This window comes from uncultured Sphingomonas sp. (assembly GCF_913778135.1).
GTDB lineage: Bacteria > Pseudomonadota > Alphaproteobacteria > Sphingomonadales > Sphingomonadaceae > Sphingomonas.
This window is the reverse complement of the sequence record NZ_CAJYVU010000007.1, coordinates 1-17,258: the sequence shown is the minus strand read 5'-3', so window position 1 is coordinate 17,258 and position 17,258 is coordinate 1. Positions and strand designations below refer to the sequence as shown.

Below are 17,258 nucleotides of genomic sequence, written 5' to 3'. Positions count from 1 at the left end.
CGGTGAGCAGGCCGCGCCCGCGCGCGCGTTCCGGCGCCCATGACAGCCGCGTGTCGCGCGCCGGCGCGCGCATCAGCGCGTCGATGCGGCGCGGTTGATACCGATAATAGCTGCCGATCCCGGCACGGCTGTCGTGAATCGGTCCGGCGCTGTTGGCGAGTGCGCGGTGCCGGGCGGTGATGACATCCAGCGTCCGCAGCCCTGCCGCGCGGGCTTCCTCCAGCATCCAAAGGAGCGAGACGTAGCTCAGGCTTTCGTCGGGATAGCCGCCGCCGACATCGGCATGCATCCCCGTGAACCACAGTTGCCGGAGCCGATCCTCGTCCACCAGGCCGCGACGGACCAAATCGCGTTCGGCAAGTTCGTCCCAGACCAGCGGCTGGAAGGCATCGCGCTGATCGTCGAGCGCCAGTGCGTGGCGTGCCCGTCGCACGCGCTTGTTGAGCGTGTAATTGGGCATCGACAGCGCGTAGAACCAATTGTCGATGGCGCGGATGATCTCCACGCTCGGCCCGCCGTAAGCGGCGACCGTGTCCCACACACCAACGAAGCTGATCTCGGGACGACGATTGCGATACAGGCTGTATCGATGCTCCGGGCGGCGTATTGCCGCGATCACACGATTGCGCAGCGCACGCCAGACCTTGGTCGGCCATTGCAGCCGTCGCGGTAGATAGCGATGGCGATACGCGCGCCACGCGTCCGCGGCGCCACGTTGCAAGGCCGCCTCGTCATCGGCCGGCACCAGGCCCTGGGTAGCGATCAGCGCGACGACCAGCCGGATCGTGAACGCCCCGCGACTGAAGCCGAAGGCATAGATCGTGTCCCCCGGCCCGTAATTGCGGCAGGCGAAGCGATAGATGTCGAGGACGTTGCGCTTCAGCCCGAAGCCGAAGATTCCGCCAAGGATCGCCAGCGGGCGGAACCACGACGTGCCGACGCCATCGTCGTAGAAGGCGATTTGGGGGCGGGCCTTCGGTGGCGCTGGCCCCAGATCGGCCGCTTCGTAGGTGCGCCAGACGTTGGTCTTGAACACCTTGGCGCTGCTGTTCCCGGTGCCGTCGGAGAAAAGCAGGATCGACTTGGCGCGCGTGGCGGCGGTCGCGTCGTCCTGCATGACTCCTCCTATATGGTGTGGCGATGCTGCGCCGTCGATGACTTGGAGGCAAGCGCTACCGCTTGCCCCGCCAACGTAGCGACTGATCGTTGAGCGCGGCCAGATCGGCGCTCCCCGTCAGAACCGCTTCGCCCAGCGCGATCGCCGCGTTTAGGATGGCGTCCGGCGCGTGGCGGTAGGCGGGTCGCGCGGCGATGTGGTCGTACCAGCGGCCGCCGCACGCATGGTCGAGCAGGATACGCTGGAAGCAATGGTCGGCCGAGACCGGCCAACGTCGGTGTGCGGCTTGGGCCGGCAGCGCGTCGCGGGTCAGCGTCAGCCAGCGTCGTTCGCGGGTGGGGCGGTCTATATCGGTGCTGCTCACGCGCCCGATCATAAGGAGTGAGGCGCGGGTGGCGAGCAGCTTGCGCGATTTGGCGGCCAACATTACTAATCATATACGTTTCATATGTTGGTAAAGTTGTGGAGTGCGCGTGTGGGAATTGTGAAGATCGATGATCGGGTGCATGAGGAAGCGCGCCGCGCCAGCACGGTCATGTGCCGATCGATCAACGCACAGGCCGAATTCTGGATGAAGATCGGCATGCTCGCCGAAGCGAACCCGACATTGTCCTTCAACGAAATCATCGCCCGCGAGCGTGCCGCGCCGCCAACCGCGCACGCCGCATGACCGCTATCCTGAAGAACGCCGCGGAGCTGGCGCTGATGCGTGAATCAGGGCGACTGCTCGCTCGGGTCTTCGCGATGCTCGATCGGCAATCACTGGCGGGGCTGTCGACCCTTGCCGTCAACGATCTGGTCGAGCGCTACATCGTCGACGAGTTACACGCCCGGCCGGCCAGCAAGGGGCAATATGGCTTCGCATTCGTGCTCAACAGCTCAATCAACCAGGTGGTCTGCCATGGCGTGCCGGACGCAGGCGAGATCATCCGCGACGGCGACATCGTGAACCTGGACATCACGCTGGAGAAGGATGGCTTCATCGCCGATTCCAGCAAGACCTATCTGGTGGGCGATGTCGCGCCCGCCGCACGGCGGCTCGTTCGCGTCGCGCAGGAGGCGATGTGGAAGGGGATCGCGCAGGTCCGCCCCGGAGCGCGGCTGGGCGACGTAGGTGCGGCGATCGATCGTCATGCCAAGCAGCACGGCTATTCGGTCGTTCGTGACTTCTGCGGCCATGGCATCGGGCGTGAGATGCACGAGGCGCCCGAAGTGCTGAATTACGGGCGACCCGGCACCGGCGCGGTGCTGCGCGAGGGAATGACCTTCACCGTCGAACCGATGGTCAATCAGGGTACGCGCAAGGTGACGACCCGCGACGACGGCTGGACGGTGGAAACCGGCGATCGCAAGCTGTCGGCACAATTCGAGCATACGGTGGCGGTCACCGCGACCGGCGTGGAGGTGCTAACGCTGCGTGAGGGCGAGCCGGTACCCAAGGAGATACGCTGACCTCTTCCCCGTCGCGCGCCATCCCGCTACAGGCCCGCCATGGAGCATCCCGACAACATCCTCATCGTCGATTTCGGCAGCCAGGTGACCCAGTTGATCGCGCGCCGCGTGCGCGAAGCGGGCGTCTATAGCGAGGTGGCGCCGTTCAACTCCGCCGCGGAAGCGTTCGAGCGGATGCAGCCGAAGGGCATCATCCTATCGGGCGGCCCGTCGTCAGTCACGCTGGAGCACAGCCCGCGCGCGCCGCAGCATCTGTTCGAGGCGGGCGTGCCGATTCTCGGCATCTGCTACGGTCAGCAGCTGATGAGCACGCAGCTCGGCGGCAACGTCGTGATCTCGGGCGATGGCGGCGAGTTCGGCCACGCGATGCTCGACGTGAAGGCCGAGTGCGCCTTGTTCGACGGGCTGTGGGAGGTCGGCTCGCGCCACCAGGTGTGGATGAGCCACGGCGACAAGGTCGACGCGCTGCCGCCCGGCTTTACGCCGGTCGCGACGTCGGAAGGCGCACCCTTCGCGATGGTCGCCGACGAGGAACGCCGCTTCTACGGCGTGCAGTTCCACCCCGAGGTAGTTCACACGCCCGACGGTGCCAAGCTGATCGCCAATTTTGCGCGGCACGTTTGTGGCCTGGCTGGCGACTGGACGATGGCGGAGTTCCGCGAGACCAAGATCGCCGAGATCCGCGAGCAGGTCGGCAGTGGCCGCGTCATCTGCGGCCTGTCGGGCGGCGTCGACTCGGCAGTCGCGGCGGTGCTGATCCACGAGGCGATCGGCGACCAGCTGACCTGCGTCTTCGTCGATCACGGGCTGATGCGGTCGGGCGAGGCCGAGCAGGTCGTGTCGCTGTTCCGCGGCGCGTACAACATCCCGCTGGTCCACGTGAACGCGGAAAGCCTGTTCATGGGCGGGCTCGCCGGCGTCACCGATCCCGAGGCCAAGCGCAAGTTCATCGGCAAGACCTTCATCGAGGTGTTCGAGGACGAGGCGAAGAAGATCGGTGGCGCCGACTTCCTGGCGCAGGGCACGCTTTACCCCGACGTGATCGAGAGCGTCAGCTTCACCGGCGGGCCGTCAGTGACGATCAAGAGCCACCACAATGTCGGTGGGCTCCCTGAGCGCATGAACATGAAGCTGGTCGAGCCGCTGCGCGAATTGTTCAAGGACGAGGTCCGCGCGCTCGGGCGCGAACTGGGTCTGCCCGAGCATTTCGTTGGCCGGCACCCATTTCCCGGACCCGGCCTCGCGATCCGCATTCCCGGCGAGGTGACAAAGGAGCGCTGCGACATCCTGCGCAAGGCCGACGCGATCTACCTAGAGGAAATCCGCAACGCCGGGCTGTACGACGCGATCTGGCAGGCGTTCGCGGTGCTGCTGCCGGTGCGTTCGGTCGGCGTGATGGGCGACGGGCGAACCTACGATTCGGTGCTCGCACTGCGCGCGGTCACCTCGACCGATGGCATGACCGCGCAGGCGTTCGAGTTTCCCGGCGGCTTCCTCGCGCGCGTGTCGACGCGGATCGTCAACGAGGTGAGGGGAGTCAATCGCGTCACCTACGACTACACCTCCAAGCCACCCGGCACGATCGAATGGGAGTAAATCGGCTAAAGCGAGCAGCAGGGGGCTGCTCGCCCGATTTACTCGGCGGCGACGGCGGCCGCAGCGAGATAAAGCAGGTAGCCGGGGGCTACCTGCCCGCGTCATTCGGCCGCGCAAGCGGCCGGGAGCGGACGGGCGGCATTTCGGCGAAGCGCCTGCTGCGCCACGCGCTCACCGCTGCAACGACGCTCGCCGCGGCCACGATCGCCTCAGCCGCGACGCCCAACCCGCCCGTCTGGACGCGCCCCGCTCCGCCGGTCCACCTTGTCGGCCCGATCTGGTACGTCGGCAGCGAAGGGCTCGCCAGTTACCTCATCAAGACACGCGATGGCGCGATCCTGCTCGATGCGACGATCGCGGAGAACGTGCCCGCGATCGAGCGTAACATCCGCGCAATCGGCGTGCCGCTCGACCGGGTCAAGCTGCTGCTGGTCAGCCACGCGCACTTCGACCACGCGGACGGCGCCGCGGCGATGGCGCGTGACACCGGCGCTCGCGTGATCGCGGGAGCGGGCGATGTCGCCGCGCTGGAGAGCGGTGTTCCGCCGGGAGAGACGAGTTACGGCGTCATCCGCTTTCCCGCGGTCAAGGTCGCTCGTGCCGTGGTCGATGGCGACCGTGTCACACTCGGCGATGTCACGCTGCGCGCGATCGCGACGCCGGGGCACACGCCGGGCTGCACCAGCTGGTCGACCAGCATCGTCGATCGCGGGCGTCCGCTGACCGTGCTGTTTCCGTGCAGCGTCTCGGTCGCGGGCAACCGCCTGATCGGCAACCGCCGCTATCCCGGGATCGTCGCCGACCTGCGTAGCAGCATCGCCCGGTTGGTGCGGGAGCGGGCTGATGTCGTGCTGCCGTTCCATCCCGAACAGGCCGACGTGCGTCGGCGCGCTGCCGAGCATCAATTGGTCGCGCCGGCGCTCCTTCCCGCGCTGATGCGGACCGCAAGCGCTGATTTCCAGCGCGAGTTGGCGCGACAGGCGAAGGAAGCACGATGATCGCTCCTGTGACGATGTACGGCATCCCCAACTGCGACACGATCAAGAAGGCACGCACGTGGCTGAGTGAGCACGATGTCGCCTTCACCTTTCACGATTACCGAAAGGATGGTCTCGACCGCGCGCTTCTCGACGAGCTGATCGATCGTGCCGGTTGGGAGACACTACTGAATCGCGCGGGCACCACGTTCCGCAAATTGCCCGAGGAAGATCGCGTCGACCTGGATCGGGAGCGCGCCACCGCGCTGATGCTGGCGCAGCCCGGCATGATCAAGCGGCCGGTGCTCGTCGCCGGCGCCATAACGGAGGTCGGCTTCAAGCCCGATCGCTACGCCGCGCTGTTCGGATGATTGCGTCGCGCGCTCCAAACGCGCACGATGCGCGGTGAAGGGGAGGGCACATGGACCGATCGACCCGTTCGCCGGCGTGGTTTCGCGCCGTCGCCGTCGTGCTGTTGCTATGGGGCCTCGCGGGCTGCTTCGCCTGCATCCAGCAGTTCCGCCTCGGCGCGGATGCGATGGGACCTGCGAGCGATTACGACCGCGCGCTCTACGCATCGCTGCCGATCTGGTACAACGCCATCTACGCGGTCGCGGTCGGATGCGGGCTGTTCGCCGCGGTCGCGCTGCTGGCGCGATCGGCGCTCGCGGTGCCGCTCGCCTGGCTGTCGTTCACCGGCGTGCTGATCCAGTTCGGCTGGCTGTTGGCGACCAGCGACATCATTCGCGTCAAGGGCGCAGAGGTTGTCGCCTTTCCGCTGTTCATCGTCGCGATCGCCGCCTTCGCGATCTGGCTCGCACGCCACGCGCGTGCGCACGGCTGGATCAGGTGAGCGGGCGGGCCTAAGAGGGCGCATGTCCACGACCTTCACCATCGACACCTCGACCAGCCGCGCGACACCCGTCGCCGCACCGATGAAGCGCCTGACCGTCCCGGCGCTGCGCGCGCGCAAGGCGGCGATCGCCGCGGGCAAGGGCGATCCGCTCGTCATGCTGACCGCGTATACGGTGCGCATGGCGCAGCTGCTCGACCCGCATTGCGACATGCTGCTGGTCGGCGACAGTCTGGGGCAGGTGATCTACGGCTTGCCGTCGACCGTGCCGGTGACACTCGCGATGATGGCGGCACACGGCGCGGCGGTGGTGCGCGGCAGCTACCACTCGGTCGTCGTCATCGACATGCCCTTCGGCTCTTACGAGGCATCGCCGCAGCAGGCGTTCGAAAGTGCGGCTTACCTGCTCAAGGAAACGGGCGCTGCTGCGGTCAAGCTGGAGGGCGGGGCCGCGATGGCGCCGACGGTCGCGTTCCTGTCGGAGCGCGGCATCCCCGTGGTCGGCCATGTCGGGCTGACGCCGCAGGCGGTCAACGCGCTCGGTGGCTACGGCGCGCGCGGCCGCTCGGACGCGGAGGCGGAGAAGATCGTCTCGGATGCCCAGAGCATCGCGGAAGCTGGCGCATTTACGGTGGTGATCGAGGGGGTCGTGGAGCCGATCGCCCAGGCAATCACGCGCAAGATTGCGGTGCCGACGATCGGGATCGGTGCCTCGGCCGACTGCGACGGGCAGGTGCTGGTCGCAGAGGACATGCTGGGGCTGTTCGAGCGCACGCCGCGCTTCGTCAAACGCTACGGCGACATGGCGGGCTACGTCGCCGAGCGTGTCGAAACCTATGCGGCTGAGGTACGCGCGCGCACCTTCCCGACCGCCGACCAGACCTACGCGCCCAAGACGTGAGACGAGGGGCGCAGCCGCGCCTCTTTCGTTTCGCACGACGCCGGGTTAAGGCCGCGCGACTTTTTGGAGCATGTGGAGCAAGACGTGGCCCTGACGCCGCAAAATAACGAGGCGTTCCTGCGCGAAGTCGACGAGGAATATCGTCGCGAGCAGATGATCGGGGTGTGGCAACGCTATGGTCGCTGGATCGTGGTGGCGGTAGTTGCTTTGCTGGTCGCCTTCGCCGGCTTCCTGTTCTGGCAGCACCGCGAGCGCGTCGCGGCGGAGAAGGAAGGCGAGACGCTTCAGACCGCCTACGATTACCTCGGTGCCAACGACTTCAAGGGCGCGGCCACGCCGCTCGCGGAGCTCGCCCAGTCGAGCAGCGACGGGTATCGTACGCTCGCCTTGTTCTCGCAGGCCGACGTGCTGCTGGCGAAAAACGATCTAAAGGGTGCGGCGGCCAAGTTCGCGGGTGTTGCCAATGACGCGAGCGTTGCCAAGCCGTTTCGTGACCTGGCGCTGATCCGACAGACCGCGGCCGAATATGACACGCTCAAGCCCGACTTGGTGATCCAGCGGCTGGCACCGCTCGCCGTGCAGGGCAACGCCTTCATGGGCAGCGCGGGCGAGATGGTCGGCGCGGCCTATCTGGCGCAGGGCAAGCGCGACCTCGCCGGTCAGACGTTCGCGCGGATCGCGCGCGACAAGACGGTGCCCGCGTCGCTGCGTCAACGTGCGGTTCAGATGGCGGGTGTACTGGGTATCGACGCACTGCCGCAGGATGTCGCGGCCAGCAGGGGCATGACGGAATGAAGCTTGGCAAGGCGGCGCGCGTCGCGTTCGGCCCCATGACGCTCGGCATCGCGCTGACGCTGGGCGGCTGCGGCGTGTTCAAGGGCGCGCCCAAGAAGACGCCGACGGTCGGCAACCGCGTGTCGATCCTTACTGCCGAGAACAGGGCGGAGGTCGATCCCTCGCTCGCGAGCGTTCAGGTGCTGTTGCCGACGCCGGAGGCCAACACCGACTGGTCGCAGTCGGGCGGCAGTGCCGACAAGTCGATGGGGCATCTGGCGCTCGCCGCCTCGCCGACGCGTGCGTGGACTGCGCAGATCGACGGCGGCTCCAATCGTCAGCGGCTCGGCGCCGCCCCGGTCGTCGCCGACAACAAGCTGTTCGTCGTCGACGTCGACGCGACGCTCCATGCCTTCGCCGCTGACACCGGCGCTAAGTTGTGGACCGCCGCGGTACCGGAAGGCGACAACAACCGCGCCGCACGCTTCGGCGGCGGGGCGAGCTACGACGACGGCAAGGTGTACGCGACCGATGGCCTGGGTGACGTGGTGGCGTTCAGCGCGGCCGACGGCAAGCTGATCTGGCGCGCGAAGCCGGGCGGCCCCTTGCGTGGCGCCCCGACGATCGCGAACGGCCAGGTCTATGTGCTCAGCCAGGACAATCAGATCTTCGCGCTCAGCCAGGCCGACGGCAAGGTCGTGTGGACGCAGAGCGCCAGCCTCGAATCGCAGGGGCTGTTCGGTGTCGCGGCTCCGGCGGCGAGCGCGGGCACGATCGTCGCGGGCTTTTCCTCGGGCGAACTGAACGCCTACCGCTACGAGAACGGTCGCAATTTGTGGCAGGACGCACTGTCGCGCACCGCGATCTCGACCTCGGTGTCGAGCCTCGCCGACATCAACGCCGACGCGGTGATCGAGGACGGGCGAGTCTACGCGATCGGTGAGGGCGGACGCATGGTGTCGCTCGACCTCGGCACCGGGCAGCGGTTGTGGGAACAGAATTTCGCCGGTATCTCAACGCCGTGGCTCGCGGGCGAGTGGCTGTTCGTCGTGACCGACGATGCGCGCGTCGTCAGCCTGTCGCGCGCCAACGGCAAGGTGCGCTGGATCGGGCAGCTGCCCGCGTTCAAGAACGAGCAGAAGCGTGAGAACGCCTACACCTGGTTCGGACCAGTGCTGGCGGGCGAGCGGTTGTGGCTGACCAACTCGCGCGGGCAACTCGTCGCAGTGTCGCCGGCGGACGGCAGCCAGCAGGCGCTGATCGAGGCGGGCGACGCTTTCTCGCTGCCGCCGATCGTCGCCAACAAGACGCTCTACGTGCTCGACGACAAGGGTCAGCTCTCGGCTTATCGCTGAGGCGAGCGACAGCTGTCAGGTGACGGGGACGACATGATGCGCTAGGCGTCGGCGCATCATGTCCCGTTTACCTGTGGTCGCGATCGTCGGCCGTCCCAACGTCGGCAAGTCGACGCTGTTCAATCGCCTCGTCGGCAAGAAGCTCGCGCTGGTCGACGATCGTCCCGGCGTAACTCGCGACCGGCGCGAGGGCGACGCGAGCCTGCTCGGGCTCGATTTCCGCATCATCGACACCGCGGGCTACGAGGACGAGGATCCAGACACGCTGCCCGGCCGCATGCGCCGCCAGACGCAGGCCGCGGTCGACGGCGCCGACGTGGCGCTATTCCTGATCGATTCGCGCGCCGGCATTGTGCCGCCCGACGAGGAGATCGCGCGCTGGTTGCGCGGTGCCGACACGCCGATCGTGCTGGTCGCCAACAAGGTCGAGGGGCGCAGCGGCGAGCAGGGCGTGCTCGAATCGCTCGCGCTCGGCTTCGGCGATCCGGTGCAGATGTCGGCCGAGCACGGCGAGGGTGTCGCCGATCTTTTCGAGGCGCTGCGCCCCTTCATCGACCGCGAGGACGACGCGTTCGAGGAAGAAGAGGAGGACGAGAGCCCCGACGCGCCGCTCAAGCTCGCAATCGTCGGACGGCCCAATGCGGGCAAGTCGACGCTGATCAACCGCATGCTCGGCGAAGACCGGATGATCACCGGCCCCGAGGCCGGGATCACGCGCGATTCGATCGCGGTCGACTGGGAATGGCTCGGCAGCCCGATGGGGCCGCGTAAGGTGCGGCTGATCGATACCGCCGGCATGCGCAAGCGCGCCAAGGTGCAGGACAAGCTGGAGAAGCTGTCGGTCGCCGACGCGCTCCACGCGGTCGATTTCGCCGAGGTCGTCGTGCTGCTGCTCGACGCGACACTGGGGCTCGAATCGCAGGATTTGCGGATCGCCGACCGCGTGCTGGAGGAAGGCCGCGCGCTCGTCATCGCACTCAACAAATGGGACGTGTCGGAAGAGCCGTCCAAGACCTTCAACGGCGTCAAGGCGGCGCTGGAAGAAGGATTGGCGCAGGTAAAGGGTGTGCCGCTGCTGACCGTGTCGGCGGCGACGGGCAAGGGCATCGATCAGCTGATCGCCGCAGCATTCGAGACGCGCGACGCCTGGTCGCACCGCGTCGGCACGGGCGAGCTCAACCGCTGGTTCGAGCGCGCGATCGAGGCGAACCCGCCGCCGGCGCCCGGCGGCAAGCGGATCAAGCTGCGCTACATCACGCAGGCGAAAACCCGCCCGCCCGGCTTCATCCTGTTCGGCACGCGCGTCGACCAGCTGCCGATGAGCTACCAGCGCTACCTCATCAATGGCATTCGCCGTGAGCTCGGTTTCGGTGCGGTACCCGTCCGTATGACGCTGCGCGCGCCGAAGAATCCGTTCGACAAGTGACGCAATTGTAGGAAAGCGCGGGCACGTCCTTACCCTCCGTTTACCCTCGCGGCATTAGGTTCGCGGCACGACTGTTCGATAGTGCGAAGGGGGCAAGCGTGTCGTTCGAAGGGGGTGTGCTGGTCGACCGTGCGGCGCTGGCGCGCGCGCGTGCCGAGCTCGGCGGTGAGTTCACGCGCATTCTGGGCTATTTCCGCGAGGACGGGTTGAAGTCACTCGATGCGATCGAGGCCGCGTCGCGCGACGAGAATGCGACCGCAATGATCCTGCCCGCGCACACGTTGAAGGGTGAGGCGGGACAGTTCGGCGCCTATCCGCTCGCAGCACTCGCCGAGAAGCTGGAAACGCTCGCGCGCGAGTGTGTCGAATGGCACACCAGCCCGGTCGAATGCGTGCCTGACGTACTGGAACTGCGCCCGCTGTTCGAGGCGACGCTCGCACTGCTCGAGCGCGAGGCGGCGGCGACTCCGCTGCGCCGCGCAGGCGGCTTCGGTCGGCGCCTGAGCTAGCCGCGCAGCGGCGCCGGACGGCCGCGCACCAGACTGCGCCACAACCACTCTAGCGGGCCGTGACGATAGCGGGCAAGCCACGCCGGTGACCACAGTAGCATCATCGCCCAGACTGCCGGCACGATCGCGTAGAGCCATGCGCGCCCGATCGCGGCGAATAGTCCTAGGCCCCAGCCGGTAAAGATCAGGTCCATCAGTCCCGTCGTGCCGAGATAATTGCTGAACGCCATCCGCCCCGCCGCCGCCACGCGCGTCGTTAGTCGACCGCCGGGACGCAGCAGCAACATGACGAGCGCAGCATAGCCGAGGTAGCCGATCGTGCGGAAAGGTTCGCTGAGCACCAGCGAACCGGTATAGACCCAGCGCTGATCGAAACCCGTCGCCATCGTATGCCACCCGATCGTAGCGTAGCCGAGCAGCGACACCGGCACGCAGACCCACGCCACGCGTGTATAAGCCGCGCGCGACCACTCACCCGTCACGAACCCCGACCGAAGCCCCGCCATGCCGAGCAGCATCGCGCTGAGCGTTTCCGCGCCGCCGATGGGCAGGAAGGTGAGCGGGTCCAGCGCGTGCTGCCATCGCCACGCCGCGGCCGCACCGAAGCTACCGCGCATCGCCGCGATCTGTTCGAGCAGTTCGGCGCGCGGCGGTACGCCGAACGCGCTCGCGAATCCGTCCCACAGCGCCACGTCGGCGGGGGTCGCGCGAGCGGCCGCTGCGAACAGCGCCGTCGCGGTCGCCGCGTTGAGCAGGATCGAGGCGAGCAACAGCGCGAGTGAGAGCAGCACGAGTGTGCGCGCGCTCTGCCGGCAGAAGAACAGTGCAATCACGCCGACCAGGGCGTAGTGCGCCAGGATGTCGCCCCACCAGAGCAGGTAGAGGTGCAGGCAGCCGAACACGAACAGCCAGAACATCCGCCGCAGATGCAGCGCGGCGCCGTTTCCGCCGTCTGCGTCAGCCCGCTCGAACACCAGCAGCATCGAGGCGCCGAACAGGAACGAGAACAGCCCGCGAAACCGCCCCTCCACGAACACGAAGTTCAGCAACCACGCGGTCTTCTCCGCCGCACCCGATCCGCCCCAGGCGAGCGGCGAGAAATACGCCGCCTCAGGCAGGCCGAACGCGACGATGTTGGCGAGGAGAATGCCCATCACCGCGACGCCCCGAATGACGTCGAGCGACTCGAATCGTGCGCGCGCCTCCATGTGCATCAGCTGCCGGTGAATGCTGCCGGGCGCTTCTCGAGGAACGAGCGCATGCCTTCCTGAAAGTCTTCGGACGCGAACAACGGCAGCAGCTGCAGATAGACGTGCTGGACGTGCGTCTCGAACGTCTCGTTCAGCCCCATGCGCATCATCCGCTTCGATGCCTGTACCGCCAAAGGCGCGTTGGCAGCGATTTCGCGCGCGATCCGCTCGGCACGATGCAGTACCTCGTCATCAGGCACGACATGGTTAACCAGCCCGAGCGCGAGGCTCTCCGCCGCACCCAGCGTCCGCCCGGTGAAGATCAGCTCCGCCGCCTTGGCCCAGCCGATCATGCGCGGCAGCAGCCAGGTGCCGCCTGACTCAGGCACGATGCCGCGCTTGACGAAGGCGGGGGCGAGCTTCGCGCCCTCCGCCATGACCCGGATGTCGCACCCGATCGCCAGGTCCATGCCATAGCCCGCGGCCGAGCCGTTCAATGCGCAGATTACCGGCTTGTCCATCGCGAACAGCACCGTCGGTGGCGCTCGGCCCAGGTCGATCGTCGGCGGATGCTTCGTGCCGCTCGCGCCAATGCCGTCGCCGCCCACCGCCTCGTTCAGGTCGAGCCCGGCGCAGAACGCACGACCCGTATCGGTCAGGATGACGACGCGCACCGCAGCGTCATCGTTCGCTCGCGTCAGCAATGCGGCGAGCCGATCGAGCATTGCGTGCGAGATCGTGTTCATCCGCTCGGGCCGGTCGAGCGTCAGCGTCGCAACGCCGTCCGCCACCGCGTAGCGCACGTCTTGCTCGTCACTCATCGCCTCATCCTCCCCCGTTCTGCCGCCAGTGTGCGGCAGACCGGGGCGGAGGTACAGCGTGAGGTTCAGAGCGCGGCTTCGGTCGCCATCAGCTTGGGGAAGAAATCCTCGTGCGCGCGACGCAGGTCGTCGAGCGACACGGCGTGGTCGCCATCACGAAGCTCGAAGATCACGCGCGTGCCGATCGCGCGGCCGAGCGGCTCGGCCTCGACACCGGCATCGAGCGCGGATTGCAGGAAGTCGAGCAGCGCGTGATCGTGGACGGTCGCGACATAGACGCCCTGATCTTCCGCGAACAGCGACGCGGCGGTGTCGATTGGCAGTGCGCGGTCGATCATCGCGCCGATGTTGCCGGCCAGCGCCATCTCCGCGATCGTGACCGCAAGGCCGCCGTCGGACACGTCGTGCACCGCGGAAAGCTGTCCAGCATTGATCGCGCGGCGGACGAAGTCGCCGGTGCGGCGCTCTGCCTCCAGGTCGACGCGCGGCGGCGGTCCTTCCTCGCGGCCATGCAGTTCACGCAACCACAGTGACTGGCCCAGGTCACCGCGACGACGCCCGATGACGATGATGATGTCGCCCGGCTGCTTGAACGCGATCGTCGCGCTCTTGTCCCATGCCTTCAGCAATCCGACACCGCCGATCGCGGGCGTCGGCAGGATCGCCGAACCGCCGCCGGTCGCCTTCGATTCGTTGTAGAGCGACACGTTGCCCGACACGATCGGGAAGTCGAGCGCGCGGCAAGCCTCGCTCATTCCCTCGAGACAGCCGACGATCTGGCCCATGATCTCGGGCCGTTGCGGATTGGCGAAGTTGAGGCAGTTGGTGACCGCCAGCGGCGTCGCGCCAACCGCGGTCAGGTTGCGCCACGCCTCCGCGACGGCCTGTTTACCGCCCTCGACCGGGTCGGCGTAGCAGTAGCGCGGGGTGCAGTCGGTGGTCATCGCCAGCGCCTTGTCCGTCCCGTGGACGCGCACCACCGCGGCGTCGCCGCCTGGGCGCTGCACCGTGTCGGCGCCGACCATGTGGTCGTATTGCTCCCAGATCCAGCGACGCGAAGCGATGTCGGGCGAACCCATCAGCGCCAGCAGGTCGGTGGCGGGATCGCGGCACTCGGGCACGTTGACCAACGCCTTGGCCGGCGGGGTCGGCACATGCGGCCGATCGTAGAGCGGCGCGTCGTCGGCCAGCGGCCCTAGCGGAATGTTGCACACCGTCTCGCCGTGCCATTTCAGCACCATGCGACCGGTGTCGGTGACGTGGCCGATCACCGCGAAATCGAGCTCCCACTTCTCGAAGATCGCCTGCGCAAACGCTTCGCGGCCGGGTTTCAGCACCATGAGCATGCGCTCCTGGCTCTCCGACAGCATCATCTCATACGGCGTCATGCCGGTCTCGCGCTGCGGCACATCGTCCATGACGAGTTCGATGCCGACGCCGCCCTTCGACGCCATCTCGACCGAGGAGGAGGTGAGACCCGCCGCGCCCATGTCCTGGATCGCAACGATCGCGTCCGACGCCATCAACTCAAGGCACGCCTCGATCAGCAGCTTCTCGGTAAAGGGATCGCCGACCTGAACGGTCGGGCGCTTGGCATCTGCGTCCTCGCCGAAATCGGCTGAGGCCATGGTCGCGCCGTGGATGCCATCGCGTCCGGTCTTCGATCCAACATAGACGATCGGATTGCCGACGCCGGATGCGGCCGAGTAGAAAATCTTGTCGGTGTCCGCGACGCCTACCGTCATCGCGTTGACCAGGATGTTGCCGTCATACGCCGGGTGGAAGTTCACCTCGCCGCCGACGGTCGGCACGCCGACGCAATTGCCGTATCCGCCGATGCCGTGGACCACGCCCGAGATCAGGTGGCGCATCTTGGGGTGGTCGGGCCGGCCGAAGCGCAGCGCATTCAGGTTCGCGACCGGGCGCGCGCCCATCGTGAACACGTCGCGCAGAATGCCGCCGACGCCGGTCGCCGCGCCCTGATACGGCTCGATGTACGACGGGTGATTGTGCGACTCCATCTTGAAGATCGCAGCCTGACCGTCACCGATGTCGATGACGCCCGCATTCTCACCCGGACCGCAGATCACCCACGGTGCTTCTGTCGGCAGCTTCTTCAGGTGGATGCGGCTCGACTTGTACGAGCAATGCTCGCTCCACATCACCGAGAAGATGCCGAGTTCGACCAAGTTCGGCTCGCGCCCGAGCGCGTGGAGCACGCGGTCGTATTCTTCGGGCGACAGGCCGTGCTCGGCAACGATCTCGGGCGTGATAGCGGTCATGTGCGCGCGCATAGCGGGGCAGGCGCGTCGATACCAGCAGCCAAGCACCGGCGTCGTGAGGGGAGGCGGTGCCTAGCGCCGGTGACGGTGTCGGTGGCGGTGCCGTCGGTTCTTCAACCGACGCAGCAGCCCGCGCTTCTCAAACGCCTCGAACATCTCCGCCGGGCCTTCGGGATCGAGCACCTCGTTTTCCGCTAGCCACGCCTCGACACCGTTCAGGTCGGGCACCTCGTACGGGATCAGCGTCTTGCCTTGCCCACGCAGCCGCTCGATGGTGGCGATCAGCCCATCGCGCTTCACGCCCTCGCTCACCTGCGCGATCTCGACGTCCAGATGCTCGGCGAGCAGGTCGTCGCGGATCGCGGCGATACGCGGGCCGTCGTCCGCGATCGTCACGTCACATTCGGTGTCGAGCCGCAGCGAGCGGTTGTTGAAGTTCGACGAACCGATGCGGATCACATCGTCGTCGATCACCAGCACCTTGGCATGGCAGTAGATGCCCGTGCCGTCGGTCGTCACCGGATGGTACAAACGAAAACGCCCGGCGTGATCGCGGTGCTGCAACTCGGTGACCAGCCGCGCGCGTGCGGTGTCCATCGCGATCGGCTCCAGCCACCCTTGCGCGCTCGTCGGATTGATGACGACGATCTCGGGTGGATCGGGTTCGACCAGCCGCTTGGCGATCGCCTCCGCGATCCGGCGTGAGGCGAAATACTGGCTCTCGGCGTAGATGCGCCGCTTCGCGCGCGCGATCAGGTGGAGGTACAGTTCCTCGATCTCGTGGATTTCGTCCTGCCCGTCGTGCAGCGGTTGCGAGCGCGAGATCGCAACATCTACGTCGCTGAACTCGACCGGCAGGCTCTCGGGCCAGCACTCACCGGTGGCACTCGGGGCGGGGATGTCGGCACCGCCAGCGATCTTCCAGCGCGCGCGACACAGGTCGCCGAGCGCGCGCGCGACCGGACCCTGAAGTGCGGTCGTGACGTCGTGCCACGGCTTGTACGAGAAGCCGTTGGGCGAGCGGCGCCGCTCGTCGTCTTCGACATGGTCGCGCGTGTCCCAGCGCTCGTCGGTCATGTCGATCCCGCCGCAGAATGCCATGCAATCGTCGATCACGACGATCTTCTGGTGCTGCGACGCCGCGGTCGGGTGATGCCCGTCGAGTTTCAGGTGGATGCGCTTCTCGCGGAAACGCCAGCGCGTCAGCATCCACAAGGTACGCCCGCGGAACAGCGTCTTGATCGCGCCCTTGTCCCAACGAAGGATGTAGACCTGCAGGGTCGGCGTGCGCTTCACCAGCCATTCGATGAAATCGCCGACCGTCGTCGGGGCCTCGGGATGATCGTCAGAATAGGCAAGCGTGATGCGCGCGTCGAAATCCCAGCCGACGAGCATGATCTGCTGGCGGGCGTTCAGCATCGCCTCGCGCGCGACGCGGAAATAGGCGTCGGCGTCGATGATGACGGCGGCGCGGTTCGCACGCTCGACCCGCCAGCGCGTCTTTTCGGGCAGTGTCACAGGATCCCCCGGATCGCAGCGGGCGGACGGCCGAGCCGCACGCCGCGTTCGGTCTCGACCAGCGGCCGCTCGATCGTCGCGGGATCGCGCACCATCAGGTCGAGCGCGGCATCGTCGTCGGCGACCGGCGGCGCATCCTTGCGCAGACCGTCGCGCGGCGCGATACCGGCGCGCGCATAGAGGCGGGCAAGCTCGCTCCGCGTCGGCGGCTGCTTCAGATACTCGACTACGGTGACCTCGGCCCCGGCATCCCGCAACAGCGCAAGCGCCTCGCGCGACTTGGAACAGCGCGGATTGTGGAGGATCGTCGCCTTCATCGCCAAGTCTTCTGCATGAGGCCTTCTACCGCCTGGCTTGAGCGGGTCTAGTGCACGACTGGTCGCGGCGATCAGAACAAGAAAAAGCCGGGGCAAGCTCAGTGACTTGCCCCGGCGATATTCTTTCTCGTTGATGCAGGTTAGTCGTCTTGCCGCGCCAGCCAGTCCTC

At 67.1% G+C, this 17,258-nt stretch carries 18 protein-coding genes; 11 read left to right on the top strand and 7 right to left on the bottom strand.

Going from position 1 to position 17,258, the window contains the following annotated elements:
- Positions 1 to 1,117: DUF2235 domain-containing protein (locus QZ847_RS00570; RefSeq protein ID WP_294352108.1), on the bottom strand; the 1,117-nt coding region annotated here is incomplete at its 3' end.
- Between the two features lie 55 nt (positions 1,118 to 1,172).
- Positions 1,173 to 1,544: a GCN5-related N-acetyltransferase gene (locus QZ847_RS00565; RefSeq protein WP_294352104.1), complete on the bottom strand. Its 372-nt coding sequence runs from the start codon at positions 1,542 to 1,544 to the stop codon at positions 1,173 to 1,175.
- Positions 1,545 to 1,592: 48 nt separating this feature from the next.
- On the opposite strand from QZ847_RS00565, the gene QZ847_RS00560 reads away from it, so the two are divergent.
- From QZ847_RS00560 to QZ847_RS00510, 11 genes are all read left to right on the top strand, one after another.
- Positions 1,593 to 1,787: a ParD-like family protein gene (locus QZ847_RS00560; protein ID WP_294352102.1), complete on the top strand. Its 195-nt coding sequence runs from the start codon at positions 1,593 to 1,595 to the stop codon at positions 1,785 to 1,787.
- 5 nt (positions 1,788 to 1,792) lie between these two features.
- Complete coding sequence (gene map / locus QZ847_RS00555; protein WP_294352114.1) at positions 1,793 to 2,569, top strand: type I methionyl aminopeptidase; 777 nt, start codon at positions 1,793 to 1,795, stop codon at positions 2,567 to 2,569.
- Positions 2,570 to 2,608: 39 nt separating this feature from the next.
- Positions 2,609 to 4,165, top strand: coding sequence for a glutamine-hydrolyzing GMP synthase (guaA, locus tag QZ847_RS00550; protein WP_294352099.1), 1,557 nt, complete (start codon positions 2,609 to 2,611; stop codon positions 4,163 to 4,165).
- Positions 4,156 to 5,163 carry a subclass B3 metallo-beta-lactamase gene (gene bla / locus QZ847_RS00545; protein WP_294352097.1) on the top strand — a complete coding sequence of 336 codons (1,008 nt, stop codon included), beginning with the start codon at positions 4,156 to 4,158 and terminating at the stop codon, positions 5,161 to 5,163. Before guaA ends, bla begins: the two co-directional genes overlap by 10 nt.
- Entirely contained in the window at positions 5,160 to 5,513 is a 354-nt protein-coding gene (locus QZ847_RS00540) for an ArsC family reductase (protein WP_294352095.1), read from the top strand. Before bla ends, QZ847_RS00540 begins: the two co-directional genes overlap by 4 nt.
- Before the next feature lie 50 nt (positions 5,514 to 5,563).
- Positions 5,564 to 5,995 carry a hypothetical protein gene (locus QZ847_RS00535; protein WP_294352093.1) on the top strand — a complete coding sequence of 144 codons (432 nt, stop codon included), beginning with the start codon at positions 5,564 to 5,566 and terminating at the stop codon, positions 5,993 to 5,995.
- Between the two features lie 22 nt (positions 5,996 to 6,017).
- Positions 6,018 to 6,896, top strand: a complete 879-nt coding sequence (gene panB / locus QZ847_RS00530; protein WP_294352091.1) for a 3-methyl-2-oxobutanoate hydroxymethyltransferase — start codon at positions 6,018 to 6,020, stop codon at positions 6,894 to 6,896.
- Positions 6,897 to 6,980: 84 nt separating this feature from the next.
- Positions 6,981 to 7,691 (top strand): tetratricopeptide repeat protein, encoded by a 711-nt coding sequence (locus QZ847_RS00525; RefSeq protein WP_294352088.1) that lies wholly within the window; start codon positions 6,981 to 6,983, stop codon positions 7,689 to 7,691.
- Positions 7,688 to 9,025, top strand: a complete 1,338-nt coding sequence (locus QZ847_RS00520) for a PQQ-like beta-propeller repeat protein (RefSeq protein WP_294352087.1) — start codon at positions 7,688 to 7,690, stop codon at positions 9,023 to 9,025. Before QZ847_RS00525 ends, QZ847_RS00520 begins: the two co-directional genes overlap by 4 nt.
- 58 nt (positions 9,026 to 9,083) lie before the next feature.
- Complete coding sequence (gene der, locus QZ847_RS00515) at positions 9,084 to 10,451, top strand: ribosome biogenesis GTPase Der (RefSeq protein ID WP_294352085.1); 1,368 nt, start codon at positions 9,084 to 9,086, stop codon at positions 10,449 to 10,451.
- 98 nt (positions 10,452 to 10,549) lie between these two features.
- A complete protein-coding gene (locus tag QZ847_RS00510; protein ID WP_294190469.1) occupies positions 10,550 to 10,960 on the top strand; it encodes an Hpt domain-containing protein in 411 nt (136 codons plus the stop codon).
- Here the strand turns inward: QZ847_RS00510 and QZ847_RS00505 are convergent.
- From QZ847_RS00505 to QZ847_RS00485, 5 genes are all read right to left on the bottom strand, one after another.
- Entirely contained in the window at positions 10,957 to 12,174 is a 1,218-nt protein-coding gene (locus tag QZ847_RS00505) for a DUF418 domain-containing protein (RefSeq protein WP_294352084.1), read from the bottom strand. The two genes, QZ847_RS00510 and QZ847_RS00505, sit on opposite strands and share 4 nt — an antisense overlap.
- Positions 12,174 to 12,971 (bottom strand): enoyl-CoA hydratase/isomerase family protein, encoded by a 798-nt coding sequence (locus tag QZ847_RS00500; protein ID WP_294352083.1) that lies wholly within the window; start codon positions 12,969 to 12,971, stop codon positions 12,174 to 12,176. Before QZ847_RS00500 ends, QZ847_RS00505 begins: the two co-directional genes overlap by 1 nt.
- A gap of 65 nt (positions 12,972 to 13,036) precedes the next feature.
- Positions 13,037 to 15,253, bottom strand: a complete 2,217-nt coding sequence (purL, locus tag QZ847_RS00495; protein WP_294352081.1) for a phosphoribosylformylglycinamidine synthase subunit PurL — start codon at positions 15,251 to 15,253, stop codon at positions 13,037 to 13,039.
- A gap of 72 nt (positions 15,254 to 15,325) precedes the next feature.
- On the bottom strand, positions 15,326 to 16,771 hold the full coding sequence (locus QZ847_RS00490) for a phospholipase D-like domain-containing protein (RefSeq protein WP_294352079.1): 1,446 nt from the start codon (positions 16,769 to 16,771) through the stop codon (positions 15,326 to 15,328).
- Positions 16,768 to 17,088, bottom strand: coding sequence for an ArsC/Spx/MgsR family protein (locus tag QZ847_RS00485; protein WP_294352110.1), 321 nt, complete (start codon positions 17,086 to 17,088; stop codon positions 16,768 to 16,770). Before QZ847_RS00485 ends, QZ847_RS00490 begins: the two co-directional genes overlap by 4 nt.
- Between the last annotated feature and the right edge of the window lie 170 nt (positions 17,089 to 17,258).